Below are 26363 nucleotides of genomic sequence, written 5' to 3' on the forward strand. Positions count from 1 at the left end.
GAACGAAGGAACGTTCTCTTGGAGGTCTTCCAACCGCTCGGAGATCTGGCGACACCAGATCCGGTCGCGTCGACGCAATTTGTCCGAGCTTGATGAATGTCGGGCCGAGTCGAACGACGAGTCTGTGGATGTGTTCCGGCAGTGGTTCTCGATCGAAGTAGTACCGAATCGTCTCGTGGCACGTCAGCCCCAGTATCTCGATGAATCGATCGAGGGTCCGCAGAGCCTCTCCAAACCTATTGCCCATTGTTATCTGTCTCCTTCGCATGGTTCCAGAGCCGTTTGAGATCGCGGAATTCTCGGTTGAACTTTGGGGAGGGAAGAGCCTCGGCAAACGTCTCAGACAGTTCGACGAGAAGTTCCTCGTACGAGATGACTCGGTCTGGTTCGAGTGTCAACGCTTGCTCGGGCCACGGCCGTCCTTCCTGTAAAGGCCAGTCGTGCGCGATACGCCGGTTCGCATCGAACAGGTAGGACGTGTCCTCCTCGGTGAGCTCGCCATTCTCCATGAGCCGCTGGAATCCATCGGCTTCTTCGTAGATATGGAACGTCTCGAACTCGATGTCGAAGCCGGGAAGGGTTCCGAATCCACCGAACACAGGGAGGTACTCCGCTGGCAAGTCGATGTAGAGGACGTGATATGCAGTTGTGCCGCTATCTGCGCGTTGCGTGAGTTGGAGCGACGTTCCGATGAACACTTTCCTCCACTCGGCGAACGGGGCCCGCCACGCGAACCGTCGATTCCGCTCACACTCGGTCACAATGCCGTAGTGCATGACGTGTCGATCCCTCGGTTTTTCCCAGATGAAGAATCGTGAGCCGACGCCGCCGTCCTTGACATCGAGCCACTCACACCCGACGTGGATGTCACGCGTCCAGTCTGCATAGCGAGCGAAGCGCGTGAACGCATTGAACACCTCGTCCGTCGGTGCATCGAAGTCGATTTCACCGTCAGCATAGAGGACGCGAACCCACTCGTCTTCGGAGATTCGTCCGGCCCAATCAGTAGCCACGTCACGGTCTTCGGTGAAGAGAAACGACTGCTCATCTGCGGGGATCGAATCCTCCTGCAGGAGTGAATCGAGTCCCTGTAGCCGAGTTTCGAGAAACGTTTCGATGCGTTCCTGTTGGAGGCTCGCCGTTTCCGTGAATCCGGCCAGAACCGGGAGATGTTCCTCTTCAACGTCGAAATAAAGCATCTCCGTGACAGTCGTCGATCCCTGATCCGTTTGTTCACATTCGAGTACCGTGCCGATGTACGCTCGCTGCCACTCGCTGAACGGGGCCCGCCACTCGAAACGCGTTGGTTGTTCGAGGTCGATGACTTTGCCGTAATGGGCGAGATGGGTGGTTCCAGGTTTGTCGTAGGCGATAAACTGCGACCCCGGACCTCCCTCGCGAACGGTTAGCCAGTGGGCCGACCCCTGCAAATCGGGTGCCCAACGGTCGTACTGTGTGAACCGGGTGAATGTGTCGAAGAATGCTTCTGCTTCCGCCTGGATTGTGACGGTCGCTTGAGCGTGTTTAATCCGGAGGAACGAAGAATCGACTGGACTCTCGCCAATCACGTCGAACTCGGTCATCATCTGGTTATCACCGATGGAATGGTCAATGGTGAGTTTACGGTGTGTCATGATGTTTCTCCATTGAGTTCAGGATACCGACGGTGGATTTGGGCTGCGTACCAGCGCAGTTCTGGCCACTGGAAGCTACCCTCTCGAGAGACTTCGAACACGCTGCACCTGATATCATCGCGAATAATTTCTGCTGGCGATTCATCATGTGTACCGGAGACCTGCTGAATCGACGATGACGAGTTGTCGGAGACATGGTTCATACTTCATCTTGGACTTCCATAATGTTGTGTGGAGAAGGAGTTTGACGAGCAAGTATGAGGGGGTAGTTCACGCAAGAAATGCGCTCTCAGAAGTAGAGCAGAACGAACTACACTCTCGAAACTTAATTATATGATTCTGGTTTCGAATCGAATTTTTGCTTACAATCCTCGCTGCAGAAGTAGTATGTTTGCCCTTCATACTCTGTCTTTGTTGCTGCCGTGCTTTTTTCGATGCTCATCCCACAAACCGGATCAACGACATCGTTTTCGCCCATTATTCATGTATTCAGTCTAAAGTATAAACGGCTTTCCGGTCACAGAACTCTCTGCGGGTGCGTTTTCTCCTCGATATGTTGGAACCTCTCAGTTGCCTCTTTCTATTGAATATCTTTATCCGAATAGATGCTGTGAGTATATACAGGACTGAGATGACGTGGTTTTCTGTCAGGTTGATTCGTATTGTTGGTCAGTTTTTCCCATTTGTCGTGACGTTTCTCCGCGACCGACGACGATTTCTGTTCTTTGGTAAGTCACGCACGGTTTCCCAGGAACAACATCGCGAACGAGCACGTCAACTGCGTGATGTCATGCTCACACTCGGCCCGACATTCATTAAAATCGGGCAGGTTCTCTCCACTCGGCCCGACGTCGTGCCGGAGGTGTATGCCGAGGAATTCGCCACGCTCCAAGATGCTGTTCCACCGAGCCCATATAGTGAAATGATTCCGTCACTCGCCACAGATGTGGGATACCACTCGTACGACGAGTTCGATCCTGATCCGATCGCAGGCGGGTCGCTTGCACAGGTGTATGAAGCCGTGTACGACGGAACCCGTGTCGCTGTTAAGGTTCGGCGACCTGGGATCAAAGACCGCATTGACATCGATCTCCGCGTCATTCGGCGGCTACTTCCCGTCGTTACCTTCGTTGCTCCAGAACGGTACCGCTTCTCGCTCAGCAATATGGCCGATGACTTCGAGCGGATCATTCAGGAAGAGCTTGATTTCGAGCGTGAAGCACGGATGATGGACGAAATTCGAGACAACTTCGGTGACGATTCAACGACCCGCATTCCCCAGGTGTACCCAGACGTCTCATCCAAACGCGTCCTCACGATGGAATACATTGCCGGGATCAAGATCACTGACGTTGACCAGTTGGAAGTGGCTGGCTTCGATCCGAAGACGATCGCACACAAGGTGGCGAATGCGTACTTTACGATGGGACTTGTCCACGGTGTCTTTCATGGCGACCCGCACCCAGGGAATCTCGCTGTCGACGACGACGGTCGGATCGTGTTCTACGATTTCGGCATGTCTGGCCGGTTTACACCAGCAATGCAGGAGAACGTCATTCAACTCTATCTTGCCGTCGTTAACCGTGATGTTGATACTATTACGGATATCCTCATCGAAATCGACGCCTTGGATCCGGCCGTCGATCGGGTCAAAATGGCTGCGATGCTGCGTCTCATGATCGACGAATTCGAGGGGAAGGGGGATGTCGACTGGCGTGATATCCTGACCGACGTCCTCACCGAACTCCGGCAGTTCCCGTTCCGCCTTCCGCCAGATATCATGCTCGTCATCCGCGTTGGGACGGTCAGTGAAGGGGTTCTCCGAGAGCTCGATCCGGAGTTCAATTTCGTTCAGGCTGCTCGAGAATTTCTTCGACAGCACGGATTTATGGAGCGAGGGGCACGCATGATGTTCGGTGAAATGCGAACGGATGTCGAAGCATCAGCGAAGGCACTGGTTCGCATTCCACCGAAACTAGAACGCGCCCTCGACACCATCGTTCAAAACGAGGCTCAATCCCACCGACCCACCCCAGATCAAGTGCAGTTGCAATCAGTCGCTAAACCACTCGGATACGCTCTTTTAGCTGGTTTTATGACACTTGGTGCATCGATCCTGTCGATGGTTGATCTCTGGTACGGTCTCGGTGGATTTCTCGTAACAGGGCTCCTAATCATCCTCTTCTATCGCTCGGTCCGTACGAAATTGTAGTTCTATTCTCAGGTATGTTCGCGTGGATGACCCCAACCAGCAGAACATCCAATGGGATAACATAATGACAATAAATATCGTCACTCGGAATTTCTTCGTACTGATAAGGCTGGCACGTGTGTCTCTGCCTATTGAGCACATAGACGTGGCGATTGTCGGAGGCGGACCTGCTGGGTCTGCAGCCGCACACGCGAGTGCGAGTCGGGGTGCTACTACACTCGTATTGGAAAGGGGGTTCCACGAAGTGACCGAAACGGCCTCGGTCCCGATTCTACTGACGCTGGAGGTCTCCTAGACTACTGGGTAGATCTTATGGGAATCCATCCCGATGAATTTCCTGACGGCGTAGTTCAACAAGAACTCGATTGTGCGAAGTTCATCGGCCCACACACTGCGCATACACTGACCAACACCGGAATCGATTCGTCGTACGACCATTTCGGATATACCTTTCATCGGGCCAAATTTGATGACTGGATGCAAGAACGTGCAGAAAATGCTGGTGCCGACTATTGGATGGGCGCTCGCGTGCGGGATGTCCAGACGAATCCAGACGTCCGAGCGGCTGACGATGAGCCACGTCACATCTTAACAGTGGGAAACGAAGCCACAGTTAGTGCCGACTTCCTCATCCTCGCAGATGGCCCTCAACGAACCGTCACTAACCGAGTTCTTGACCGTTTTCTCCCCACGAACGCGCCAGCGAGTGACCGTCTTGCCTCTCGCAACGCCAACCATATCGCCTATCAAGAATATCGGCGTTTTCCCGACGACGTATTCGAGACACTACGAACTGCCATTACATTTTGGTGGGGGTGGATGCCAGGCCATTCGGCGTATCCTTGGATCTTCCCCAACCAGGACCGTGTCTGCCGCGTTGGACTCACGATGCCAATCGGCCTCGATATCGATTCAATCCCAAACCGTGAAGAGTACAAACTGCTTCGCCCGGCGGATGACTACATTCCAACCGGAGAGACATATGTTCGCCGTTTGCTCGAGTGGCAGTACGGCGATGAGTACGACATAGATGCAGATTTTCCGATCGTAAAGAGCGCTGATAAGTCTACCAGTACAGAGACGTATCCAATTTCGTCGATGCGTCCTATCGACTCGCCTGTGTCCGCAGGGATCGCCGTCACGGGTTGTGCAATGGGTGCGACCAGTGCCTTCCACGAAGGCGGCGATCACGTTGCCGTTCGAACTGGAAGTCTTGCGGGTAGGCTCGCCGCAACAGGGAATCTATCAACGTACAACGACCGGTGGAAGAGTGCCATCGGTGACGAAATCGTGCGGAACGTGACCGTTGCTGACATTGTCCGTGATTACGGGCCAGGTGACTGGGACCAAATCATTGATGCTGTAGATGTCCTCCTTGCTGCTGAACCTGGTCGAAGGATTCGCAAGCGGACAGTTACGGCCAGTTGGGACGTACTAAAGCTGGTGTTTGCTTACTGGCGACGCAAGTGGCGACTGAAACGCGAAGGGTACGTGCAAATCTTCGAGGACGATTACAACTACTGATCGGTGAATGAATTGATGCAACCGCTGACTGCAGGATTGTCAGACGGGGACAGCAGTTGTTGCACCCTCCTCCTTTTCCTGTCACAAGTAATAAAACAGACTGATGCGAAAGCGACTATCTGTCGTCGGGCACTTGTTACCGTTGTTATGATGTATTTAGTGGCGAAGAATGTTGGCAAATATGGTACTGCTCAGCGGTCAAAAGAACTCAATCTACCCACCAGTGACTCGCTGAGGAATGGATAACATGAATATCGTGTATCTCTCCCTTGGTATCGTCTTGCTCACCACTGCCGTCGTCGATCTGCTGTGGACCACAGTTTGGGTCGAAGGTGGCGCTGGGCCACTCACCTCGCGATTGATGGCTTGGTCATGGCGATTGCTCCGAAGAGTAGGAAATCAGAAATCATCGATTCTGACTCTTGCAGGCCCATTTATATTTATCGTTAGTCTAGCGACATGGATACTACTACTCTGGGGTGGGTGGACACTTATCTTCGCCAGCGCTGAGGGTGCTCTTATCGACACGCTCAACCGAGGTCCCATCTCATGGGTGGATAGAATCTATTTCACTGGGTATACACTATTCACGCTTGGAACTGGCGATTTTGTTCCCCAAGACGGCGTCTGGCAACTCGCCACTGCACTCACTACCGGTAGTGGACTTCTTTTTGTGACGCTGAGTGTCACCTACATCCTCTCGGTTCTTGATGCTGTTACCCAGAAACGTGCATTCGCAAGCGATGTGACCGGACTCGGCATGCAAAGTGAGGAGATACTTCGAACGGGCTGGAACGGTGATGAATTCCACAACCTTGAATTATCTCTGAACTCATTTATTTCGCAACTCAACACCCTCACATCGAACCATAAAGCATATCCGATTCTCCATTACTTCTACAGCAGGCACCCCGAGCAGGCACCAGTGATCGGTATTGCAGTCCTTGACGAGACCTTGACGGTACTACAATTTGGTGTCCCTGAACAATATCGTCCCAGTGATGTGGCTCTTACAAATGCACGTGCAAGTGTCCAGAATTACTTGAATACCCTTCATACCACGTTTATCGAACCCGCACAACGGTCTCCACCACCACTAGATCTTGATGCTCTCCGTGAAATTGGTGTCCCAACTCTATCCGATGAAGAGTTCGCTGCGTCACTTGCAGAATTAGACGAGCGAAGACGGACGGTTCTTGGTCTTGTTGAGTCTGATGCACGGCAATGGCCTTCCTCAGATGAAACCTGACATCCTCCACGACTAAAGCAGGGGATCCCTCACTTCGGGTGGAATCTACGGGGACAATGGGGTTTACAGGTTCGCCACGTTAGACGATGACCTGTATTTCAGACCATGCCAGTTACGGCCAGCGATAAACACCTTACTTGGGTCATCTGTAGCCGTGGTCAATTTGCGCGCTATCGTCCATTGGTATGTGAGGTGACTAAACTTTAGAAACGAAGTGAGGTTCGTCGGGAGCCTATTGAGACTGTCAGTACAGATACTTCCAGTAAAACGGGTAAGTCTTGGCAGCCAGCTCCCGCAGGACCGACGGACTTCGGCCACAGTGAACGATACCATTCATTGTGAAGAGTGCAGTGTTCTCTCCGAGATATATCACGCGGGGATGCCATCTGACGTCGTACTCTTTTAAATGTCGGCCTCGAATCGTTCGGAGAACGTTTATCGCCGCCGTTCTGGCTTCTCGTCCCGCGGTGTATCCGTCTGTTACTTTCGCGGGATAATCGACGTTGTCGCCAGCAGCATACACGTCGTTGGCTCGTAGGCAGCGAAGTCGTGAATCGACGCGGAGTCCTCTCTCATTTCTCGGGAGCGTAAACCTCTTAATCACAGGATTCGGTCGGATTCCACCCGCCCAGATCGTCAAGTCGGATTGTACCTCCCGTTCTCCGTCCACGACGACGCTATCCCGAGTCACCTTCGTTACTCGTGCGTTTGTCAGGACCCGCACGTCACGCCGCCGTAACTCACGTTCCGCGAGTCGACTCGCACGCGCTGGCAAGTCGGACAGAAGACGAGGACTCGATGCGATGAGAGTCACACCGAGATCCACGGTAATGGAGGAAAGGGTCGCGCTTGTCTCGACACCGATCGGGCCGCCACCGACTACGACGGCATTGGCAACGTCATCGGTGTGAGCTGCGCGCCGTATCTCCCTGGCGTCGGTTCGAATATCGAATACGTGTCTCCGGTCGTCGATACTGTATCGTGTCACTCCGCCCAACGCGATCAGAAGTTTGTCGTACCACAGTGACCCGGCTCGGAGTTCGACTCGTCTCTCAACCGTGTTTAGCCCTTCAACATGTGCCTGAGTAAAGGTGACGTCCTTATCACGAAATACACCCTGGAGGTCTATACAGGCCTTATTGAACGGCATCCCCTCCAGGACGTGGTAAAGAAGAAATGAGAAGACGTGGCGATCACTCTCGGAGACGACTATCACGTCGGTTTCTGGAGCCCGTTCCAAGTGCGCTGCGGCTATCAGCCCCGCCTCACCGCATCCGAGGACGACGGTTCGTTCCATACGGCCCACCGGAATCTTCCTTGAGTGACCGTTGCACATCATTTCTTCGGCCGTCTATTACGTCGTTCGTCAGTCAATGAGTTATCTTCGAACGTTTGCGCTCAATCGTCCCCTGTCTCACGTAGATCGCCTTTATCCTGGTCGTCCGACGGTCAGTGTCGGCCGTGACGGTGCTTGCCGCCTCTGTGGCATCCGTGGCGGGGTGACTTTCGCTTAACGGGCGCGGGTACCCGTTCGTCCTCGTTGGTCGACACGGAGTTGATGTCTAGTCGGTTCTCGACGTCGTCGACCGTCTCACTCTCCAGCAGAGTCTCCAGTCGGCGTTCGAACTCCACGTCGTCAATGTCGCCGACCGCGTACTGCTGTTTGAGCATACCCAAGGCCGCGTCTTTCTCCGTAGAATCGGTTGGGCCATCACTGGAGCTCGCGGTGTGGCCGTTCGATCGTCTCTTCGTCGATTCCCATATCATACCGGTCCCCACGAGAATGGTGGGGAGAAGCCAATACCAGGTAGTTGTCGACCGAGTATAGATGCCCCCACCGATGAGCATTAGGGAACCGACGATCAAAACGCGGGCTAACCACCGGCTTTGAATTGTACGTTTCACACATTACTATTGCACCCTTGGAACCAAAAGGTGCACGGCTTCACGCATGGTCGATCGTAGTAACCGCTCTTGGTGTCAGATGACAAGTGTGTCCGGACCGTGAGGAACGTGATTCAGTCACAACCAAACCGTGAATCCATGTTACATCCGTTCTATTCGACGACTATCGTGACGTTTTCACACCGTGAATCTCTTATCCCCGTCACAACAGGTGTAACGGAATCCGCGATTGTTTTCTCGTCTATAGCTTCAACAAAGGAGAGTCTAAGATACCGGCCTTCCAGTTGTCGTCCAACCTTTATGCGCCAGTGCTGGGTTGCACGCCCTTAAGAATGCAGTACTGTCGAAATTCCCAGTCGAGCTTCTTTTTGAGCGTGGTTTGTACGTCGATATCACAGTACGTCACAGCTTTCGTCTTCGAGTGCTCAATCATCGTCTCAACGACTTGGTCGAACTCACCGGACACTGGTCTCTATATTGTGGTCTCCATGCAATATAGCTCTCAATTAGTTAGCTAGACTGTAAGGTTTCGAACTGGTTGTCTCAGATAGACGCGTCTCTGCAAGAGCGGTCACTGGAGGGGTTATTCGGCACGCTCCAGTTGCTCACGCCGCTGTTCGAATTCGTCGTCCGAGAGCTCACCACGCGCGTAGCGCTCTCTGAGGACCGCCAGCGGCCGTTCGTCGGTTCCGTCTCCGTCACGCCTCGCGAGCACCAAGACGAGGTAAAGCGGGATCGCGATGAGCAATCCCATCCAGAGGAGCCCCCAGAGGCCCATCGTGCCACCGAACAGTCCCCAGCCGCCGCCCATCATGCCGCCGCCGTAGCTTCCGCCCATGGCGGCAGCCGTTCCGGTCGTCGCGACGAGCAGGGGGACGGCGAGTAGCGTGAGTCGACGAGCGGTGCGTCCGAAGTGAGTAGTAAATTGGGTCATGATCGTGAGTTGTGGGGTGAGTTTCCGTGCTCGTTCAATGCGTTCGGTACGGTCAGGGTTCGTCAGCAGTGGCCCTGCCCGTACATCCCGCCGTTGTTGTGACCGCCATTGTTGTGGCCATCGTCAGCCATGTCCTGGGCCATCTCGTCGACGGTCACACCCATGTGTGACTCCATCCACTCGACGCTACCGGGGCCCATGTGCTCGGTCATCTGTGCTTCCATCCAGGCCGCCCAGTCAGCTGCGTTCCCATCGTACGGGGGCGCGTTGTCAGCGGTTGTTTCGTTGCCGTGTGCGCTGACGGCAGGGGCGACGAGCGCGAGTCCGATGATCGCGAGCGTCACGAGCAGCCAGCGTCCGATTGTGAAGGTGGTCATAGTTCTTCTCCTCGGTTACTCATAGGACCGCTCGGGAGTTATTACAATGGGTGTGAATCCGCGCAGGAGACCGTTCGAGAACGTGTATGGGGCGCTCTAATCGTTTTTCAGGAATAGAATCGTTCATCTCCGCCGAATCCGGTGGTTTCGGGGTTAGTCTCGCTTCGTCCCATGGACGGCACCCATAGACGTCCCCATCATCGAGCCCATCTGGTCGAAGGCTTGCTGCTGTTGGAACGCTTGCCAACTGAGCGCACTGCCGACGAGGAGGATGGCAGCAATGAGAATCCCGACGACCATGTCGCCCCGACGTCGATTCATCCACTCCACCTCAGTCTAGCGTGTCGGTTGGTCATGCGATTTCGTTGGTGAGACAACACTGTACCAGTTTTGATTATCCGGTGCAAGACTTCGGTGGTGCCTGACGCGCGAACGGATACTGGAGTGCTGCGGTCAGCGATGGTCATGCCCTTGCGTTGACCTCGTCCACTGGACGGCGTCGAATCCCGAGGAACACTACGGACTCGAATACGATACCCCCGACAATCGTCCGCGTGAAGGGGCAACATTCCATCAGCGTGAAGAGGTCGCCGGGATGGACGCCGACCTCCACGGCCGATTTCCGTACATCGATCATCCGAACGTGGCGGTCTGGAGTGGGAGGGCGTACTATCCCCACCTTTGCGGACTCGTCACCGTTCGTATTCCCGGGGGTGGTACCATTCGACTCGAAGAGATTGAAGCCGGAACTCGGATGTCACATGCCGTCTGGATGGACTTCCCAAACTCACAGCGGGAACGTGCCCTGATGTGGCTGTGTACTACCGTCCTTGACGGCAAATCGAACCCCTATGACCACACAAATTAGGAACTCATCTTCTTCAAAGAACGACTGGAATCCACGGAGCACGCGCCGACATCATGAACATACCCCGTGAACCATATCCCCACTCGGGCGCCACTATTCATTTACTATCTGAAATTATATCGTCACGTTTTGAACCTGACCTCTGCAACATCCCGAACCGGTTCTGCCCCATCTGAAGTCGTGTAGTGTGGGTCACCACCTGGATGATTAAATTCCTCGTCACCATCGTCCTTATGGAGTACCGCAGTAAGCGTTTGGGAGCCAGTCTCAGACGGGGACACCGCTATCTTGAGTCCACCGTAGTGACCCGGTTCAAGATACTCGGAGTGACCAATGATATTCATCATCTGATGATCACCTTCGCCGTGCATTTGGTCTTCATGTTGACCTTCATGGATTACGATCCACCCACCTTCCGGAAGATCCGCCCGCGGAACTACGATGGTGGTCGGTTTATCTTCTTGAACGCGACTGGTCTGTTTATTGAACGTGATACCGGGGAGTTCTGGAACGTGGCTCGCCGCTGCAAGCCCGCTTCCGAGTGCGGTAGTTATTCCTCCTCCAAGGAGACCTATAACTGTTCGTCGTGGTAATTCGTACATTGAGGAGTAACCCTCTGGTGCATCCGTCACAATACCCCACAATAAAGATATCGCATATATGATTGATTGTTAATATCCCAATATATTAATTATATGTATTTAAGAATGATTAAGCTGTGTTCCACCGTGGCGCACTCTCCACACACGTACCACCCCTGTTCAACCTTACTTTTGAAAGTACCAACACTGTTCGACTCTTTCGATATCACTCCCGAGCCCCTACACAGACAATCGAACTCATGACAAGCCATATCGAAGCCGCTGTAGCCCCCCCCCCCCACCACCGTCGGGTTCTCCTTGCACAGTTGCGAGATCACGGCTCAGTATCCCTCTCCCAGCTTACAGAGGCTATGGTGAGAGAGATAGCTAGTACTGACCAATGCCAATTAGAGACTGTCAACAAAAAACGGATTCGGGCTCGGTTATACCACATTGATATTCCACTCTTTGCCGATCTCGGATTACTCTCATATGATACGAAATCTCAATGGGTTTCGCCGACAACAGCTCTTTACAGCCTTAATCCCACTCTCCTATCGATCGGGTAATGCTGCGGTGATACTTTCGGACTCGTCGAAGTCACCAATGAGAGCCACGACAATCCCGCAGATCACCAGTACACTGTCTTCATCGATGACGTGACTGAGGAACTGATGGCCTGCACGTGTCCGCATCACGTCCACCGCAACACCTTCTGCAAGCACATGGCCGCCGTCGAAAACGCAACCGACGACGGGACACTTGACGCCTTCCCATCGGACGACGAGCGTATCAGTGGCCCGCACACTGGCTACGACAAGTACGGCACCGTCGATCACAACTACTGGAAATGTGAAAACTGTGGCGCGGAAGCCACCCAGAAGGGCGCTCTCACCGACTGCTGCTAACCCACTCACTTTTTCATTTATGTCTCGTCAAACAACGCTGTCCGATGGTACCCAGCGAACGCTGACCGAGTGCAAGCGCATGCGTCGGCCGAACACTTCCCCCGCTTTGTCGGTCAACGCGATTGCGTGGGACGTGTCGCACCGTGACGGCAAGCCGAGGTGTCAAAGTACGACTCGACACGGACGTGATTACGATCACGCTCAGCTGGGACGCTTTCGAGCAACAGGGCTGGGAGCAATTCAATCAGTAATCTACTCGCTTCTTCGAATGACAACAGTATCTCCAGCGACGGAAATGCAGCACCCGTTAAAGCTGAACGTCACCGAATTCTCCTTGTGGCCGGTTCGGCTGCTCAACTCGCCGAAAAGGCCGTCAAGATGATCAGGATCTATCACAGAGTAGAGTGGATCGAGGTCGATCACTGGCGTGTTCGTCAGGGCGGCAGTTGCCCGAACGACGGCCTCGCTCGGTGATTCTCCCTCTCCGATTTCGCAGGTGAGTTCGGTGGCTTGGGTGGCAGTCTCGTTTTTCTCGCTGCTGCACAGACGTTCCTCCGTGAGCACGGCTTCATGGAGCGAGCGGCCCGGATGAAACTCGCCGAGATGCGGGGTGAGCTTGAGACGTCGCTCTGGGCGCTGCTTCGACTCCCGACGAAACTCGAACGAGAGCTAGATGCGAGAGAGAAAGAGCGGAGGCGAACCCTCGTCCGCACGCAGCAACAGGACTCCCGCTCAATCGGCTATGCGATTCTAGCAGCGGCGTCGCTCATCGGAAGTGCACTGCTTGTCTCAATAGATCCGATGTACTCGCTACTCGGAACGGTTGTCGTCCTCGTCTTCCTCTTTTTGTTCGTCCGCTCGTCACACGACGGGGGGTAATGATTGGACGGCGATCCTCAAACCTGCAGATGGGGCCAGTGTCCCTCCTATTCGTGGACGCTCGAAAGTGCAATCATTAGACCGAGTCGCGATAGACAGTTCGTCCTCCCCGGTAGACAACGAGTGCGGCGACGCCAAGCGCAGTTCCGGTGAGGAGGACGAGACTGAGGTCGTGGAGGATCCGAATGCCGTAGGTGTGGCTGACCGTCTTACTCGCCACTGCGATGCTATCGAGAAGCAGCATTACCGCAAAATAGCCCATCAGCGCGCTCTCGTCGACGATGTCGGTGAGGCGCGAACCGACGTATGACCCGAGGACACTCCCGCCGAGTAGCGGAAGGATGACCGAGAAATGGACTGCATCTTTCTGAAGATAGCGAACCGACCCGAATGCACTGGATCCTGCAATCTGAAAGATATCGGTGCCGACTGCGATCGATTTCGAGATACCAACCCCATAGACGAGACTCGGAATCATCAGAAACCCGCCCCCGACGCCGAGGAAGCCAGAGAGTATTCCGATAGCGAGGCCAACTATGAGGATCAGCCAAACAGAGACGCGTACATCCGACTGGAGACTGAGTACTGGGGGCAATTGACTCAGGGTGTACTGTTCGAACACTGGTGAGGAACGTCGGTCACCGGGGTTGACGAGACGATCCCGTCGCACCCGTCTGAGGATGAGTAAACCGACCGCTGCCAACAGGAAGACGTAAGCGATGCTAATGGTGAAATCTGCGAGCCCCTTTCCGGCGAGCCAGAAGAGTACTCGTCTGCCAGCCTCGATACCGACAGCCATCCCGAGGATGAGGAGAACTCCCAGTCGGTAGTCGATGTGTCCGGCAGACCGGTGAGTGATTGCAGCGGCGATAGAGGTACCAAAGACGAAGACGAGACCGGAGCCGACAGCGGCTTCGGCAGGATGGCCGAGTACGAGGAGCGCCGGGGTGACAAAGAAGCTCCCGCCCAGTCCGAAGAATCCGAAGAGGATACCCACTACGAGCCCGAATCCGACGAAGAACAGTGCTTCTGATCCGACGAGTACCATCGTTCTTTAGCTGTTCTCTCTCCATTGATTTGGGACGTGTTGGCGACTCACGAAACGCGAGAGAAATGACGTCCCATCGTGTCGTTTGAGCGTTCCGCGGACGATGGGAACGAGTCGGGAGTGGCTCCTCTCGATTTTAGTGTAATCGACGAGTTCGAACCGGTCGTCAGTCCGAAACACCTCGTCCGTCTCTCGATTCAGATGGCAGCCACCAGCCACGGTGTGCCATGCTGGTGCGAGTACATCGTGGGCAATTCCGACCGTGCCGTCGCCCCGAACGTGTTCGAGGAACCGGAATTCACCGCCTGGTTTCAGCACTCGCGCTACTTCGGAGAGTGCGCCCTCGACATCGGGAATCGTACAGAACACCAGTGACGCGATTACCACATCGAACGACTCGTCTGCGAACAGCAGTGCTTCAGCGCCGGCGTCCTCGACCGTAATCTTCAGTCCAAGATCGCGGGCTTGCTTGACCGCCTGTCGACGCATGTACGGATCCGGTTCGATTGCGGAGAGCGTGACGGGCACCCCCGCTGCCGTGACTTCTTTGAAGTATGGAAACATCGCACCCGTCCCCGCACCGAGATCTAGAACTGTGCCAGAAATCCCATCGACGAGATACCGGCGGTGTTCGGCGAGAACGGTGCTCTCTGCCGGTCGCATTACCGGGTCGTACAGTCGTGCAAATATCGGATGATGGGGCTCAGTCATCGGTATCACTCGTCTCGGAGGGATGGGTCTCCCCATCGCTGGGTCTGGTGGAGTACGTCGCGTCGACGCTCTGGTTCAGCCGTGAGAGGAGCAATCGGAGTGCCGTCAGTCCCGAAACGAGCGCCGCTCGCGATTCATGGTTCTGGTCCCAAAATTCCGCCGACGTGTACCGGTCCGTATCGTCCTGCAGCGTGTCGATCATCTGGGAGAGTTCACCAGTCAGGATCTTCTCATCTACACCATCTACATCGTCGACCGCATCCAAGGGTACAGCATCGGTTTCGCTCTGGATGTCGCTGCGTTCTTCGAGGCGCGCGAGTTCCGTCGCGAACGTCCGCAGTAACCCGAGCGCCGTCTCGAGAAGGACGTAGTGCTCCGGGTGGTCACGCCAGTACTCTCCGGATGTGTACTCTGGCACGTCGTCCTGAATGTCTTGGAGCAATGCATCGATATCGTCCGTCCAGACGTCGGCAAGCGCCTGAATCGCTTCCCTGCGAAACGCTGCCTCTTCAGGAGCGGCTGCCGATGGCGCTTCCCCACCGACACCCTGTCCGAGAAGGATCCAGTCAACGAGTTCACCCCACGCTCGATCTATTGTGGCCCGGGGCGTTGCCTGCTTGGCGAGCTCCTCGGCGACGATAGGGCGAATCTCTTCGCTGAAGCGATATTCGGGTGCGAGGACGAGCGTCAGCGATTCGGCCGTCACGACCGCTTTCGCCTGTAGCACCATCTCCGAGGGGAAGACGACACCGTGTTCGGCGCCGACGTAGACGATCTCCAGGTAGGTCTGTGCGAGACTGCGCTCCGAGAGATCCTTGTCGTAGAAGCGGTCGAGGAGCACGTCGTACCGGTCGCGGTAGGCGTCGAGGTCCGCGTTGTCAGTCGATTCGGCCATCTCGGTGAGGTGGTGGAAGGCTCGGTCGCGCTGCCGACGCGTGATGGCGATCCAGTACGCGAGGAATCGGTCTCGTTGGGTCGTCGTCATCCGACCGACCATCCCGACATCGAGGATCGCGATACTCCCGTTCCGCTGGAAGAAAATGTTCCCTGGGTGGAGGTCGGCGTGGAAGAAGCCGTCCGAGACGAACATCTTAATGAGCAGTTCCGAGAGGCGCTGGGCGAGTGTATGCCGACGCTGCTCGCTCACGGCCTCAGGTACCTCTCCAAGTCGCATTCCCGAAACCTTCTCCATCGTCAGGACGCGCTTCGTCGTGTGGCTCCAGTAGACCGAGGGGAACGCTACATCATCCCAATCTGCGAAATTCCGTCTGAACTCTTCGAGGTTGTGGCCTTCGACCTCGAAGTCGAGTTCTTTTAGCGTCCACGAGGCGAACTCGTCGATGATCTGGGTGACGGGAAGCTGTCGTGGCGTCAATCCGAGTGCTGACCCCAGCCGGGCGAGCGTCCGGACGATACGGAGGTCCCGCTCCATACGCGGGCGAATATCCGGACGCTGGACCTTCACGGCGACATCAGCCCCGTTATCTAACGTCGCGAAGTACACCTGACTCAACGACGCCGATGTGATGGGTTCGGTGGGGAACTCCTGGAATCGCTCCTCTGGTGGCGCGTCGAGTTCGGATTCGATGACTGCTCGTGCTTCGTGGTGGGGAAACGCAGGGACGTTCTCCTGTAATTCCTCCAGTCGCTTGGAGACCTCGGGCGGTACTAAATCGGGTCGCGTCGAGGCGATCTGTCCGAGTTTGATGAACGTCGGCCCGAGTTGGACGACGAGACGGTGGACGTGTTCTGGCAACGGGTCCGTACTGAATCTATAGCGAAGCGCTTCTGCGAGCGCGTATCGAAGGATCTCTACAAACCGAGCGGCCGTTCGAACTTCCTCCTGGATTCGCCCGATCATTGTTCGTCCTCCCGGTCAGCGTGTGCCCAGAGTCGCTTCAGGTCGCGATACTCGCGCGTGAACTTCGGCGACGGGAGTGCGTCGGCGAAGACTTCCGACAGCTCGACGAGCAGCTCCTCGTAGGAGATGGTTCGGTCCGGTTCGAGCGTGAGCGCCTGGTCGGGCCACGGCCGTCCCTCCTGCATGGGCCAGTCACGGGCGTACTGGCAATCTTCGTCGAACAGGTACGAGGTGTCCTCTGTGGTGAACTCCTCGTTCTCCATGAGACGCTGGAATCCATCGGCTTCCTCGTAGATGTGGAACGTCTCGAACTCGATGTCGAATCCCGGAAGCGTGCCGAAGCCACCGAAGACCGGGAGGTACTCGACTGGAAGATCGACGTAGAGGACGTGGTACGCCGTCGTCCCGCCGTCGGCACGTGGCATTAGCTGAAGCGATGTCCCGAGGAAGACCTTCCCCCATTCAGTGAATGGTGCCCGCCACGTGAATCGTCGATTCCGCTCACATTCGGTCACCACCCCGTAGTGCATCACGTGACGGTCACCGGGTTTCTCCCAGATGAGGAACCGCGACCCGACGCCGCCCTCCTTCACGTCGAGCCACTCGCAGCCCACGTGGATATCACGCGTCCAGTCTGCGTAGCGCGCGAACCGGGAGAAGGTGTTGAACACCTCGTTTGCGGGGGCGTCGAAGTCAACCTCACCGTCAGCGTAAAGCACACGAATCCACTCGCCGTCCGAAATCCGCCCGACCCAATCTGCGGCCACCGTACGGTCTTCTGTGAAGAGGAACGACCGTTCATCCTCCGGGATGTCGTCCTCCTGGAGGAGTGCGTCGAGGCCCGTGAGTCGCGTCTCGAGGAACGTTTCGATGTGTTTCTGCTGGAGGCTCGCCGTGTCGGTGAAGCCGGCGAGAACGGGGAGGTGCTCCTCTCGAACGTCGAAGTATAACGTCTCGGTGACGGTCGTCGTCTCCTGATTCGTCTCGTCGATTTCGAGAATCGTCCCGAGATAGGCTCGTTGCCACTCGCTGAACGGTGCTCGCCACTCGAATTGAGTGGGGCGATCTACATCGACGACTTCGCCGTAGTGTGCAAGGTGGGTTGTCCCCGGCTTGTCGTAGGTAATGAACTTCGACCCTGGTCCTTCCTCCTCGACGGTTAGCCAGTGAGCAGAGCCCTGTACCTCGGGTGCCCACCGATCGTACTGCGCAAACCGGGTGAACGCGTTGAAGAACACTTCCGGCTCTGATTGAATTGCGATGCTCGCTGTCGCATGCTCGAGTCGAAGGAACGACTGATCAACCGGGCTCTCACCAACCACGTCGAACACCGTCGTTGTTTGCTCGTTTCCACCGGGCCGGTCGACTGTGAGTTTACGTCGTGTCATGGATATCACCACCGTGTTCAGCGTTCGGTTGTTGGCCGTGTTCTGCGTACCAGCGAGGTTCGGGCCACTGGAACCCGCCCTCGTGGTAGACGTCGAAGACGCCCCGCTCGATGTCGTCGCGAATGATGTCGGCAGTCGACTCGTCGATGCTCACGAAGTGACACAGCGGGTGGCCTGGGTACGCCACCGCGTTCTCGAGAACGCCGACGACGAGCCCGGTCGACGGTGCACGAACGACTTCGACATCAACTTTGAAGTGATCGGAGATCGTGAACAGCGGCTCTCCCTCTTCGACGAGCGGGTGCGGGCCCCACTCCATCTCGACGAGTCCCCCGGTCTCGGCGCGGAGCCACGTCTTCTCGCCGTCCCGAGCAACCACGCGCGTCCAGCCGGGCCAGGAAACCGGTCGGTCCGGAAGGACCTCGTGTTCGGCGAGGATGCTCGCGACGCAGTGGAGCGCTCTGTCGAGATGCGCCGTTTGAAACCGGTGGGCTCGCCCCATCTCGACTGTCACCGTCGGAATATCGTCCCGACAGGCCACGCTCCGGAGCGTCCCGCGTGAGCCCTCGCCGTCGAGGATGATACTCGTGCCGAACGCCCGAGCGAGGCGTTCGACGGCCGGATCGCCCATATCGGCGCGGACGTGGTACATCGTCGTCCGATTGCGCGTCGACGTGTGGAAGTCGAGTCCGAGATCGCACTGCGAGATGAATTCCTCATAGATCGTGTTCGCGAGCCGTTTGGCCATCGTACTCCGGGCGTTCCCGGGAAACGACCGATTGAGGTCCTCGTCGTAGATGGGGATGTAGCGCTGCTGGGCGAGAAATCCCGGCACGTTCAACACGTGGAGGCAGACGAGTGCCCCGTGGAGGTCCTCGGGCTCGTAGCGAGCTGCGACCTCCTGGATGATCTTGACGCCGTTGAGTTCGTCGCCGTGGACGGCCGCAGTCAGGAAGACACACGGACCGTCCGACGTGCCGTTGATGACCGTAACCGGGATCTCGAGTGCGTCCCCGTGATATGTCTCGCCACACGCGAAACGGAACGACTCCTTCTCCCCGGGTGCGATCGTGCGTCCACCGACGGATACTGGCTGTGTCGTCATCGGTATCGCCTCATGGTGTTGGAGTGAGTGTCTCGCTCGTTGTGCGAACCCGCTCGCTGTTCGTGAGACGGTATCCCCGTTCTCGCAGCACGTCGAGAATCGGTTCGGCATCCAGAATCTCGTGGACGTGGTGAACCCCGTCGGGAACCGTCGTATCGTGGATGGCCATCGACACGGTTGCCGCGACGATACCGGTCACTTGACTCTGTTCTCGGCCATCGATTGCCGTCATCAGTGTCTTCGCGGTCGAATCCTGCTGGCCATCGATCTCGACCGATACGGCGAACCCATCTCCGCCGACCGAGAGCGTCGAGACAAGTTCCGTCAGTCGGTCGAGTCCGATTGCGTCGACGGCAGGACTGTACAACCCGAGTCGCGAGAGGCCGTATGCTGCCGACGTAATTACCCGCGAGTCGAAACACAGAAATGTTCTCGCTGGCACGTCGAGCGTCCGATGGAGGACGTGTTGGTCCGCGAAGTCGAAGCTGTAGGCCCGGCGGCGACCGTCCCGGTGGAACTCTACTGCCTCCGGCGTCGCAAAGCCACGGACTGAACGGGTGCCACCCGTAGCAGGAATCGTAAACTCTCGCCCGATTCGCTTGAGCGTCCACCGACTCGCCGCAGGCCCGAACGCTTCACCAAGGCCGAGGAGCACCCCGATCCGGATCTCTGAGACAGCGGACAGCTGGTCAGCCATTCGTTTCGCAAGCAGGTTCGTGACGCCAGGCGCGAGTCCGACGCTCAGTACGACTGTCGCGCCGCCATCACGGGCGCTGTCGTCGAGCTGTTCGACTTGGCGGAAGAACTCGTCGGAGGCCGTGACGTCGATGTAGTCGATGCCTCGCTCCAGACAGGCCTCGACGAACGCCGTCCCCGATTGGTCCACGCACATCACTACTTGGTCGATGTCTTCGAGGACACGAGCGTACGAGTCCGTCTCCTGGAGATCGAACGCGACACCGGAGACGTGCTCACCGAACTCGGCCGCGACGGCGTTCGCCTTCGTTCCATCGCGGCCAGCGACGACCACCGAGCCCGGTCCATCGGATGCTGTGGATAGTTCCTCCGCAATCGTGTGGCCGACCGACCCGTATCCTCCGACGATCAGCGTCCTCATGCCGAGAGATCGACCCCTCTGAGCCGGCGGGCGTTGATCGCGACGATGATCGTCGACAGCGACATGAACACCGCACCAATTGCTGGCGACAGCAGGATCCCGATGGGGGCGAGAATCCCGGCGGCGAGCGGGAGCGCAACCACGTTGTAGCCGGTCGCCCACACGAGGTTCTCCTGCATCTTCCGGTAGCTGGCCTTCGACAGGCGGACGAGGCGGACGACGTCAAGGGGGTTGTTGTCGACGAGGATGATGTCACCCGACTCGATCGCAACGTCAGTCCCTGATCCGATGGCGATTCCGACGTCTGCTCTGGTCAGGGCGGGCGCGTCATTGACGCCGTCGCCAACCATCGCGACGAGTTTCCCCTCAGACTGGAGCTGCTCCACTTTAGTGTCCTTCTCCTCTGGAAGCACCTCCGCGAAGTACTGGTCGATGCCGAGTTCCTCGGAGACCGCACGTGCGACATCCTCGGAGTCGCCCGTCAGCATCGCCACCTCGATGCCCATCTCGTGGAGCGCCTCGATGGCCCGCCGGCTCTCTTCACGGATCACATCCGCGAGGGCGAACGCCGCCACGACCTCGGATTCGTCCCGGATGAGGTAGATGACGGTCTGTGCGTTCGACCCCGCCTCGTCGGCGAACGAGACGAGCTCGCCAGACCGCTCGATACCGAGTTTCTCGATTAGGTTCGGTCCGCCGAGGTGGATCGTGTCGCCATCGACTGTGGCTCGGACACCGAGCCCGCGGAGGTTCTCGAAGTTCGAGACACCGGCTCGCTGGACACCACGTTCCTCGGCCGCGGTCCGGATGGCACGCGCGATCATGTGCTCGGAGTCACCCTCGACGCCCGCAGCAACCTCGAGCGCACGCTCTTCCTCCCAGTCGCCCGCCGTCTCGACGCCGACAACGCCCTGCTCGCCTTTCGTGAGCGTCCCCGTCTTGTCGAACATCACCGTATCGAGGTTTCGAGCCTCCTCCATCGCGATACGGTCACGGATGAGCATCCCGTTCTGGGCGGCGGTGGAGGTGTTGATCGCGACGACCAGTGGGACCGCGAGGCCAAGTGCGTGGGGACAGGCAATAACGAGGACCGTGACGACGCGTTCGAGGACGCCGATGTTGAATCCGACCGCGACGACCCACGCGACGGCCGTAATGCCCGCGACGGCAAGAGCGATGTAGAACAGCCACCCGGCTGCCCGGTCGGCGAGCAACTGCGTGCGGGACTTCGACTTCTGGGCCTCGTCGACCAGGCGCATAATGCCCGCGAGGGTCGTCTCGTCGCCGGTCTTGGTCACACGGACGCGGAGACTGCCGTCCTGGTTGACCGTGCCCGCGACGACCTCCGACCCGGGGTCCTTATCGACGGGCCGAGACTCGCCCGTAATCATCGACTCGTCGACCGACGACTCGCCCTCGACGACTTCGCCGTCGGCGGGGACCGATGCCCCCGGCCGGACGAGCACGACGTCGTCCTCCGAAAGTTCGGAGACGGGGACATCCTCGGTGTCCCCGCTCTCAGTGATGCGCTCGGCCGTGTCGGGCATGAGCTTCGCCAGTTCGTCGAGCGCGCCGGAGGCCTGCCGGACCGAGCGCATCTCCATCCAGTGACCCAGCAGCATGATGTCGATCAGCGTGACCAGTTCCCAGAAGAAGGGCGTCGTCCCTTCGAGGAACAGACTGGCGATGGAGTAGACGAACGCGACGGTGATCGCCAGCGAGATGAGCATCATCATCCCCGGCTCGCGATTCTCGAGTTCGGTGCGAGCCATTGAGAGGAACGGTAGACCACCGTACGCGAAGATGATCACAGAGAGGACGGGCGTGATCCAGACGCTTCCAGGAAACGTCGGTGCCGTGTAGCCGAAGACGTCCTGAATGAATTCACTGAAGAAGATGACTGGAATCGAGAGGACGAGCGATACCCAGAACCGCCGGCGGAACATCTGCTCGTGGCCCGAGTGGTCGGTGTGGGCCTTGTGGTCACCGTGTCCACCTTCGTGGACGTGCGCACCGTGGTCGTATTTGGCCACGCCCGTGTGGTCGTGTTCGGTTTCGGCGTGGCTGTGTCCGGACGCAGTGTCGTGCTCGTGATGTACGTGTTCGTCCGTCTCTTTGGGCTCCGCGGTAGTCTCGTCAGAGTGTTCGTGGGCCGTGTCTTCGGACGAGGGAGCTGTCGATCGCCGTCCACCATCTGCTTCTAATTGGCAGATACGACAGCAGTAGACGGCCTTCTCGGAATGGGGTTCCGTCGAAGACCTCCGAGAGTGGTCGTGGTTTGAATGGTTGCTCATAGGTTGGATGTTGGTACCGTCCCCCATTATTCTGTCCGGGCCTCGGTGCTGCGCGGTGGAGGAGCGGACCCGAAAGAGAACGGAGGTAGTCGTCTGCGACCGTTCTAGATGCTCTCAGGCGTGGGCGGTGTAGCCATCGTCTTCAACGGCCTGCACGAGAGCCGTAACATCCGCGTCGCCGTCGACGCTCGCCTGCTCAGCCTCCCGATCGGCGGTCGCGTCGGTCACGCCAGACACGTCCCGGAGCGCTTCTTCGACTGTCTGTTCACAGTGACCGCAGGTCATTCCCTCGACGGAGATTGTTGTCGTCATACAAGGGTATGTACGCACCCCTCTCTTATGTGAATTATCCCTTTGAGGATTTGGTAATATCTACATCTAACTTTAGAATCGAAGCTCGTGTCGCCGTGGTGCTTTAGTTCTCTGGCTGTGTTGTTCCACTATGCGCGACCTCGACGAAACCGACCTCGAAATTCTGCAGCTCCTGACGGCGAACGCCCGGCGACCGTACAGTGACATCGCGGACGTCGTCGGCCTCTCGGCACCGGCCGTATCGGATCGAGTGGCGAGATTGCAGGAGATGGGTATCATCAATCGATTCACGCTCGACGTGGATCGATCGCAACTCCGGGCGGGGATTCCGGTTCTGATCACGCTCGATATCGCTTCGACTGGTCCAGGTGTTCCGTCAGTCAAAGAGCACCTCCTGAACGATAGTGCGGTCGAGCACGTGTTCACCACCGCCGAAGCCGACCTCGTCGTCTTCGCCAGAGTGCCGGACAACGACATCGCAAGTTGGCTCACCGACACCCTCGACGAAGGCGCATTCGACGATTTCGGAGTGACACTCCTGGCAGGCGCTGACTGGTCGCCCGACCTCGGCGGGACAGAGTTCGCACTCACTTGTGCCCAGTGTGGAAACACGGTTGACAGCGAGGGAACGGCGACCCGTATCGACGGGGAGTTGTACCAGTTCTGCTGTCCATCGTGTGAAGCCCGTTTCGAGGAGAAATACGAGCAGCTGCAACAGGGCGCGGATTGATGCGAAGGGCTCGCCCCATAATACTTTGTATTCGAAACTATCGAGCCACAAGTACTGAATGACTGAAAGGGAAAGTCGATTGAATAAGGGGTCCGTATGTCTATGTAATGAGTCAGCGGAAAAGCCACATCGACATTCAAGGGATGAGTTGCGCGAACTGTTCGCAAACCATCACCGACGTGGTCGGATCACTCGACGGCGTCTTCGAGGCGAACATCAACTTCGCCACTGACGAGGGATCGGTGGAGTACGACCCCGACGAGGTGTCTTTGGGGGAGATCTATGACGCCATCGAGGACGCCGGGTATTCGCCGGTGTCTGACTCGGTGACGGTCGCCATCACCGATATGTCGTGTGCGAACTGTTCGGAAACGGTGCAGGACGCGCTCGAACGGACGCCCGGTGTCGTCACGGCGGACGTAAACTTCGCCACTGACGAAGCACAGGTCACGTACAACCCGGCCGAGGCGAGCCTCACGGACTTCTACGATGCCATCGAGGACGCGGGCTACTCGCCCGTCCGTGTGGATAGTGATAGCGAAGAGGGTTCTGGAGGTGACGCCAGGGAAGCAGCCCGGCAAGAAGAGATCCGGCGACAGTTGCGGCTGACGCTGTTCGGCGCGGCGCTGTCGGCGCCGTTGTTGTTCTTCCTTGTCGAGAAGTTCTTACTCGGTGGTGATGTCCTGCCGGAGACGATTCTCGGCATCGAATTCGGGTGGGTCGAGTTCCTCTTGGCGACGCCTGTCCAGTTGGTGCTCGGCTGGCCGTTCTACAAGAATTCCTACAAGGCACTCGTGAAGAACGGCCGCGCCAACATGGACGTGCTGATCGCCCTGGGTTCGACCACCGCGTACGTCTACTCCGTGGCCGTGTTACTCGAGGTGATCGCTGGCGGTCTGTACTTCGACACGGCGGCGCTCATCCTCGTGTTCATCACGCTCGGGAACTACCTCGAAGCCCGCTCGAAGGGCCAGGCCAGTGAAGCGCTCCGGAAACTGCTGGAGATGGAGGCCGAGACGGCCACCGTCGTCAACGAGGACGGGAACGAGGAGGAAATCCCGCTGGAAGACGTCGAGGTCGGCGACCGGATGAAGGTTCGTCCCGGCGAGCAGATCCCAACCGACGGTGTCGTCGTCGACGGCCAGTCGGCGGTCAACGAGTCGATGGTCACCGGCGAATCCGTCCCCGTCGAGAAGAGCGAGGGCGACGAGGTCGTCGGCTCGACCATTAACGAGAACGGCGTCCTCGTGGTAGAGGCCACGAAGGTCGGTAAGGACACTGCGCTCCAGCAAATCGTCCAGACCGTAAAGGTAGCCCAGTCGCGCCAGCCCGACATACAGAACCTCGCCGACCGGATTTCGGCGTACTTCGTGCCTGCAGTCATCGCGAACGCCGTGCTGTGGGGCGCCGTCTGGTTCCTCTTCCCCGAAGCCCTCGCGGGCTTCGTCGACTGGCTCCCGCTGTGGGACCTCGTCGCTGGCGGCCCCGTCGCCGCAGGCGGCGTCTCAGTATTCGAATTCGCCATTATCGTGTTCGCCTCCGCGGTCCTCATCGCGTGTCCCTGCGCGCTCGGCCTTGCGACGCCCGCCGCCACGATGGTCGGGACGACGCTCGGCGCCCAGAACGGCGTCCTGTTCAAAGGCGGCGACATACTCGAACGCGCGAAGGATGTGGACACGGTCGTCTTCGACAAGACGGGCACGCTCACGAAAGGCGAGATGGAGCTGACCGATGTCGTCGTCTTCGACGGCGATGGCCAGCCCGTCGCGGACGGCGGAGAACCGGCTGCCGATGGAGGCCAGCTAACCGCACAGGAGCGCCTCAGCGAGGACGACGTACTTCGACTCGCAGCTACCGCCGAGAGCGGGAGCGAGCACCCGCTCGCCCGCGCCATCGTTGATGGTGCCAACGACCGCGGTATCGACGTGACCGACCCCGATGACTTCGAGAACGTCCCCGGACACGGCATCAAAGCGACGGTGGGCGACAGTGAGGTGCTGGTCGGCAACCGGAAGCTACTCCGGGACAACGGGATTGACCCCTCGTCCGCCCAGGAAACGATGGAACGGCTGGAGAACGAGGGGAAGACAGCGATGCTCGTCGCTTCCGAGGGCGAACTCGTGGGTGTGGTCGCGGACGCCGACACGGTCAAGGAGAGCGCGACGGACGCCGTGAGCCAGCTTCAGGAGCGCGGCGTCGACGTGATGATGATCACCGGCGACAACGAGCGCACCGCCCGCGCGGTCGCCGAGCAGGTCGGCATCGACCCCGAGAACGTCCGGGCTGAGGTCCTCCCCGAGGACAAATCCGATGCCGTGGAGTCCATCCAGGACGAGGGCCGGAAGGCGATGATGGTGGGCGACGGCGTCAATGACGCGCCCGCGCTCGCCGTCGCGTACGTCGGCACGGCCATCGGGTCGGGCACGGACGTCGCGATCGAGGCGGCAGACGTCACCCTAATGCGCGACGACCCGGTCGACGTGGTGAAGGCAATCCGCATCTCGGATGCGACGCTCGCGAAGATCAAGCAGAACCTGGTGTGGGCGCTCGGCTACAACACGGCGATGATCCCACTGGCCTCCCTGGGACTGCTCCAGCCGGTGCTCGCCGCCGGTGCGATGGCGTTCTCGTCGGTGTCGGTACTGTCGAACAGCCTGCTATTCCGCCGGTACACGCCCGATCACGACTACACGCTGCTCGGTCGCCTCCGCTGACCGCCACTCGAT

At 57.9% G+C, this 26363-nt stretch carries 24 protein-coding genes and 1 pseudogene; 8 read left to right on the plus strand and 17 right to left on the minus strand.

What is annotated here, in order from left to right; translation table 11 throughout:
- Positions 1-236 precede the first annotated feature (236 nt).
- Together ACR3FF_RS04880 and ACR3FF_RS04885 are read right to left on the minus strand one after the other, a co-directional pair.
- Positions 237-1634 carry an SRPBCC family protein gene (locus ACR3FF_RS04880; RefSeq protein ID WP_458186556.1) on the minus strand — a complete coding sequence of 466 codons (1398 nt, stop codon included), beginning with the start codon at positions 1632-1634 and terminating at the stop codon, positions 237-239.
- A gap of 325 nt (positions 1635-1959) precedes the next feature.
- The gene (locus ACR3FF_RS04885) at positions 1960-2112 is read right to left on the minus strand and encodes a YHS domain-containing protein (protein WP_458186557.1); all 153 of its coding nucleotides are present in this window, start codon (positions 2110-2112) and stop codon (positions 1960-1962) included.
- A gap of 153 nt (positions 2113-2265) precedes the next feature.
- On the opposite strand from ACR3FF_RS04885, the gene ACR3FF_RS04890 reads away from it, so the two are divergent.
- From ACR3FF_RS04890 to ACR3FF_RS04900, 3 genes and pseudogenes are all read left to right on the plus strand, one after another.
- Positions 2266-3846, plus strand: a complete 1581-nt coding sequence (locus ACR3FF_RS04890; RefSeq protein ID WP_458186559.1) for an ABC1 kinase family protein — start codon at positions 2266-2268, stop codon at positions 3844-3846.
- Positions 3847-3976: 130 nt separating this feature from the next.
- Positions 3977-5370: pseudogene (locus ACR3FF_RS04895) on the plus strand (NAD(P)/FAD-dependent oxidoreductase).
- Positions 5371-5617: 247 nt separating this feature from the next.
- Positions 5618-6619, plus strand: a complete 1002-nt coding sequence (locus ACR3FF_RS04900; protein WP_458186561.1) for a potassium channel family protein — start codon at positions 5618-5620, stop codon at positions 6617-6619.
- Positions 6620-6863: 244 nt separating this feature from the next.
- Here the strand turns inward: ACR3FF_RS04900 and ACR3FF_RS04905 are convergent, their stop codons facing one another.
- From ACR3FF_RS04905 to ACR3FF_RS04930, 6 genes are all read right to left on the minus strand, one after another.
- Positions 6864-7916 carry an NAD(P)/FAD-dependent oxidoreductase gene (locus ACR3FF_RS04905; protein ID WP_458186563.1) on the minus strand — a complete coding sequence of 351 codons (1053 nt, stop codon included), beginning with the start codon at positions 7914-7916 and terminating at the stop codon, positions 6864-6866.
- Positions 7917-8068: 152 nt separating this feature from the next.
- Positions 8069-8290: an SHOCT domain-containing protein gene (locus ACR3FF_RS04910; protein ID WP_458186565.1), complete on the minus strand. Its 222-nt coding sequence runs from the start codon at positions 8288-8290 to the stop codon at positions 8069-8071.
- A gap of 817 nt (positions 8291-9107) precedes the next feature.
- A complete protein-coding gene (locus tag ACR3FF_RS04915) occupies positions 9108-9458 on the minus strand; it encodes an SHOCT domain-containing protein (protein WP_458186567.1) in 351 nt (116 codons plus the stop codon).
- Positions 9459-9520: 62 nt separating this feature from the next.
- Entirely contained in the window at positions 9521-9835 is a 315-nt protein-coding gene (locus ACR3FF_RS04920; protein WP_458186568.1) for a hypothetical protein, read from the minus strand.
- Positions 9836-9988: 153 nt separating this feature from the next.
- The gene (locus ACR3FF_RS04925; RefSeq protein ID WP_458186570.1) at positions 9989-10156 is read right to left on the minus strand and encodes a hypothetical protein; all 168 of its coding nucleotides are present in this window, start codon (positions 10154-10156) and stop codon (positions 9989-9991) included.
- Positions 10157-10825: 669 nt separating this feature from the next.
- The gene (locus ACR3FF_RS04930) at positions 10826-11335 is read right to left on the minus strand and encodes a DUF7282 domain-containing protein (protein ID WP_458186572.1); all 510 of its coding nucleotides are present in this window, start codon (positions 11333-11335) and stop codon (positions 10826-10828) included.
- Positions 11336-11544: 209 nt separating this feature from the next.
- On the opposite strand from ACR3FF_RS04930, the gene ACR3FF_RS04935 reads away from it, so the two are divergent.
- Together ACR3FF_RS04935 and ACR3FF_RS04940 are read left to right on the plus strand one after the other, a co-directional pair.
- Positions 11545-11853, plus strand: a complete 309-nt coding sequence (locus ACR3FF_RS04935; protein WP_458186573.1) for a DUF7344 domain-containing protein — start codon at positions 11545-11547, stop codon at positions 11851-11853.
- 90 nt (positions 11854-11943) lie between these two features.
- Positions 11944-12192, plus strand: a complete 249-nt coding sequence (locus ACR3FF_RS04940) for a DUF8118 domain-containing protein (RefSeq protein ID WP_458186575.1) — start codon at positions 11944-11946, stop codon at positions 12190-12192.
- 252 nt (positions 12193-12444) lie between these two features.
- Here ACR3FF_RS04940 and ACR3FF_RS04945 read toward each other — a convergent pair whose 3' ends face one another.
- Entirely contained in the window at positions 12445-12756 is a 312-nt protein-coding gene (locus tag ACR3FF_RS04945) for a HalOD1 output domain-containing protein (RefSeq protein WP_458186577.1), read from the minus strand.
- 6 nt (positions 12757-12762) lie between these two features.
- Here ACR3FF_RS04945 and ACR3FF_RS04950 point away from each other — a divergent pair, with 6 nt between their 5' ends.
- A complete protein-coding gene (locus ACR3FF_RS04950; protein WP_458186579.1) occupies positions 12763-13071 on the plus strand; it encodes a hypothetical protein in 309 nt (102 codons plus the stop codon).
- Between the two features lie 76 nt (positions 13072-13147).
- Here ACR3FF_RS04950 and ACR3FF_RS04955 read toward each other — a convergent pair whose 3' ends face one another.
- The 8 genes from ACR3FF_RS04955 to ACR3FF_RS04990 form a co-directional block, all read right to left on the minus strand.
- A complete protein-coding gene (locus tag ACR3FF_RS04955; RefSeq protein WP_458186581.1) occupies positions 13148-14119 on the minus strand; it encodes a sulfite exporter TauE/SafE family protein in 972 nt (323 codons plus the stop codon).
- 6 nt (positions 14120-14125) lie between these two features.
- Positions 14126-14830, minus strand: coding sequence for a class I SAM-dependent methyltransferase (locus ACR3FF_RS04960; protein ID WP_458186583.1), 705 nt, complete (start codon positions 14828-14830; stop codon positions 14126-14128).
- The gene (locus ACR3FF_RS04965) at positions 14823-16691 is read right to left on the minus strand and encodes an ABC1 kinase family protein (protein WP_458186585.1); all 1869 of its coding nucleotides are present in this window, start codon (positions 16689-16691) and stop codon (positions 14823-14825) included. The genes ACR3FF_RS04960 and ACR3FF_RS04965 overlap by 8 nt, the downstream gene beginning before the upstream one ends.
- Positions 16688-18079 carry an SRPBCC family protein gene (locus ACR3FF_RS04970; RefSeq protein ID WP_458186587.1) on the minus strand — a complete coding sequence of 464 codons (1392 nt, stop codon included), beginning with the start codon at positions 18077-18079 and terminating at the stop codon, positions 16688-16690. Before ACR3FF_RS04970 ends, ACR3FF_RS04965 begins: the two co-directional genes overlap by 4 nt.
- Entirely contained in the window at positions 18066-19184 is a 1119-nt protein-coding gene (locus ACR3FF_RS04975; protein ID WP_458186589.1) for a succinylglutamate desuccinylase/aspartoacylase family protein, read from the minus strand. The genes ACR3FF_RS04970 and ACR3FF_RS04975 overlap by 14 nt, the downstream gene beginning before the upstream one ends.
- A 10-nt stretch (positions 19185-19194) precedes the next feature.
- A complete protein-coding gene (locus tag ACR3FF_RS04980) occupies positions 19195-20301 on the minus strand; it encodes a saccharopine dehydrogenase family protein (RefSeq protein ID WP_458186590.1) in 1107 nt (368 codons plus the stop codon).
- Positions 20298-22595 carry a copper-translocating P-type ATPase gene (locus tag ACR3FF_RS04985; RefSeq protein ID WP_458186592.1) on the minus strand — a complete coding sequence of 766 codons (2298 nt, stop codon included), beginning with the start codon at positions 22593-22595 and terminating at the stop codon, positions 20298-20300. The genes ACR3FF_RS04980 and ACR3FF_RS04985 overlap by 4 nt, the downstream gene beginning before the upstream one ends.
- 114 nt (positions 22596-22709) lie before the next feature.
- The gene (locus ACR3FF_RS04990) at positions 22710-22907 is read right to left on the minus strand and encodes a heavy-metal-associated domain-containing protein (RefSeq protein WP_458186594.1); all 198 of its coding nucleotides are present in this window, start codon (positions 22905-22907) and stop codon (positions 22710-22712) included.
- A gap of 130 nt (positions 22908-23037) precedes the next feature.
- Between ACR3FF_RS04990 and ACR3FF_RS04995 the strand changes: the two genes are divergently transcribed.
- Positions 23038-23637, plus strand: a complete 600-nt coding sequence (locus ACR3FF_RS04995; protein WP_458186595.1) for an AsnC family transcriptional regulator — start codon at positions 23038-23040, stop codon at positions 23635-23637.
- A gap of 107 nt (positions 23638-23744) precedes the next feature.
- On the plus strand, positions 23745-26351 hold the full coding sequence (locus ACR3FF_RS05000) for a heavy metal translocating P-type ATPase (RefSeq protein WP_458186597.1): 2607 nt from the start codon (positions 23745-23747) through the stop codon (positions 26349-26351).
- The last annotated feature ends 12 nt before the right edge of the window (positions 26352-26363 follow it).

The sequence above is a fragment of the Haladaptatus ordinarius genome, assembly GCF_054177595.1.